Genomic DNA, 2,135 nt, shown 5'->3' on the forward strand with positions numbered 1-2,135 from the left:
GCCTGACACTTTTTTACTGCTGACAGGAAGAGGGGTTTTTCTATAGGCTGCGGGGTCTGAAGCTTATCATCAAACAGGTCCACTTGCAGCTCCCCAAGTTCGTCCACTTGAGCTAAAAAAATATTTTCAATCGTAATCCCAAGCTTTTCTACTTCTGTTTGAAGCCACTCTCTGGAATACCCTCTTCTTGCCAGTGCCTCATCTTTAATTTCCCCATCCTGGACAATTGTTTCTGGTTCTTTTAAAGAAGGAACATCCAATTGTGCTGTTTTAGGAGTCAGGGGCTGCTGTTCTTTTTTAAGAAGAACATTCACCTCGCCATTAGGTTCCAGTAAAGCGAATTCTACATCAGCCACTTGAAATGCCTGCTTTTCTCTAAGCTTTCTTAACAATTGATCAGATGAAAGCTGGCTTTTTTTCATGTGGTCCTCTAATATCTTGCCATCTTGAATAACGGCAACGGGCTTTCCTTCATACCAATATCTAAAGGTTTCGCTTCGAAGAGCAAGATAAGCAAGGGCAAGGGGGAGAAATCCCCAAATCAGCAGAGCAAAAACAGGAAAAGCAGGGGGATAGCTAAATAAACTGCTGAAACTCCTGCAGCTCCACCAGCTGCTATCGATAGCATCCCTTCAAAGGCGCTCCACTCACCGACAGGTTTTCGCACCCACATTTTTGCTACCAGAAAAATTAATACGAATAATACAATGGACCGAATCATCACCTCTACCCATCCAGGCATCCATGACACCTCCTATTTGTTTTATAACCCTTTATATTGGGGTTCTTCCAGCTCAAGCAGAGATATTCGCTGCTCCATCTGAACGATGACCTGGCTTACAACCTCTTTGTTGTCCTGAAATAATTTTCTGTGATCGGCTTTTTCAGATTCAGCTGTATACTTTTCCAAGGATGCTTCAATTCCTTTTAGCTGTGCGAGCGTACCTTTTACCTGGGAAGCAACAGTCATTATGGTTCCTCCTAACCCTTTGGTCTAAAAATTAAAGCTGCGATAAATGAGAAAATGATCGCTGAAGAAATACCTGCACTTGTTACCTCAAAAATACCTGTAACCACACCTACAATGCCATGCTGTTCTGCTTCTGCCATAGCCCCATGGACAAGAGCATTACCAAAGCTTGTGATGGGAACAGTGGCCCCGGCACCTGCAAAGTCAATAAGAGGCTCATATAAACCAAGGCCATCGAGGATGGCACCGAAGACCACTAATGTGCTCAATGTGTGAGCTGGTGTCAATTTTCCTACATCCATCATAAGCTGCCCGATCACACAAATAAGGCCTCCGACAATAAAAGCACTAATGAACATTGTCATCCCTTTGCCCCCTCGCTTTCAATGGCTACGGCATGCGCAATACATGGAATACTCTCTTTCTGCTGAAAGGTCAACGGAGATAGCAATGCGCCCGTTGCCACTACGAGAATCCTCTTAAAATCCCCATTTCTCATTCGGTTTAATAAATGGCCGTATAGCACGGCTGCAGAACACCCGGAACCACTCCCCCCGGCGATCACTGGCTGATCATCGTTATAAATCATGATTCCGCAATCCTTAAACTTTTCATCAGAAATACTTAGGTTATGTTTTTCAAATAAATCTAAAGCGATAGGCCGTCCTACTTTTCCCAGGTCACCTGTTACAATTAAGTCGTAGTAATCAGGTTCAATAGCAAGATCTCTAAAATGGGCTTCAATCGTATCAACTGCTGCGGGTGCCATGGCCCCGCCCATATTAAAGGGATCGGACAAACCCATATCCACAACCTTCCCGATCGTCGCTGAGGTCACTCTAGGACCAGTGCCGCTCGAAGAGAGGAGAGCCGCTCCTCCTGCTGTAACTGTCCACTGGGCTGTAGGTGGTTTTTGTGCCCCGTACTCGGTTGGGTACCTGAACTGTTTTTCAACGGCTGAATTATGGCTTGCGGACCTGTTAGTATATTATTGGCTCCTCCATTATCAACAAGGAAAGCAGATAGAGCCAAGCCTTCCATGGAAGTAGAACAAGCCCCGAATAATCCTATATACGGAATACTTAAAGTACGGCAGGCAAAGCTTGTCGCGGTAATCTGGTTTATTAAATCACCAGCAAGGACAAATTGTACTTGATCCTTGGAG

The 2,135-nt window shown here is 44.8% G+C and carries 4 protein-coding genes and 1 pseudogene; all 5 read right to left on the bottom strand.

Translation table 11 applies throughout. The features are described 5' to 3' along the window. Nucleotides 1-623: YetF domain-containing protein (locus tag JCM19033_RS21550; RefSeq protein ID WP_198153627.1), on the bottom strand; the 623-nt coding region annotated here is incomplete at its 3' end. Further along, on the bottom strand, nt 542-742 hold the full coding sequence (locus JCM19033_RS21555; RefSeq protein WP_054637876.1) for a hypothetical protein: 201 nt from the start codon (nt 740-742) through the stop codon (nt 542-544). The genes JCM19033_RS21550 and JCM19033_RS21555, both read right to left, overlap by 82 nt. Before the next feature lie 21 nt (nt 743-763). Further along, nucleotides 764-970 carry a DUF1657 domain-containing protein gene (locus JCM19033_RS21560; protein WP_054637877.1) on the bottom strand — a complete coding sequence of 69 codons (207 nt, stop codon included), beginning with the start codon at nt 968-970 and terminating at the stop codon, nt 764-766. Between the two features lie 11 nt (nt 971-981). Continuing rightward, the gene (gene spoVAE / locus JCM19033_RS21565) at nt 982-1,329 is read right to left on the bottom strand and encodes a stage V sporulation protein AE (protein ID WP_157050024.1); all 348 of its coding nucleotides are present in this window, start codon (nt 1,327-1,329) and stop codon (nt 982-984) included. 2 nt (nt 1,330-1,331) lie between these two features. Beyond that, nucleotides 1,332-2,135 (bottom strand): annotated as a pseudogene (gene spoVAD / locus JCM19033_RS21570) (stage V sporulation protein AD); the annotation flags it as partial.

The organism is Thalassobacillus sp. C254, from assembly GCF_001310615.1.

Excerpts from the sequence above, each read along its gene's own strand:
- JCM19033_RS21555 (WP_054637876.1), bottom strand. The coding sequence starts at position 742 with ATGCCTGGATGGGTAGAGGTGATGATTCGGTCCATTGTATTATTCGTA.
- JCM19033_RS21560 (WP_054637877.1), bottom strand. The coding sequence starts at position 970 with ATGACTGTTGCTTCCCAGGTAAAAGGTACGCTCGCACAGCTAAAAGGA.
- spoVAE (WP_157050024.1), bottom strand. The coding sequence starts at position 1,329 with ATGTTCATTAGTGCTTTTATTGTCGGAGGCCTTATTTGTGTGATCGGG.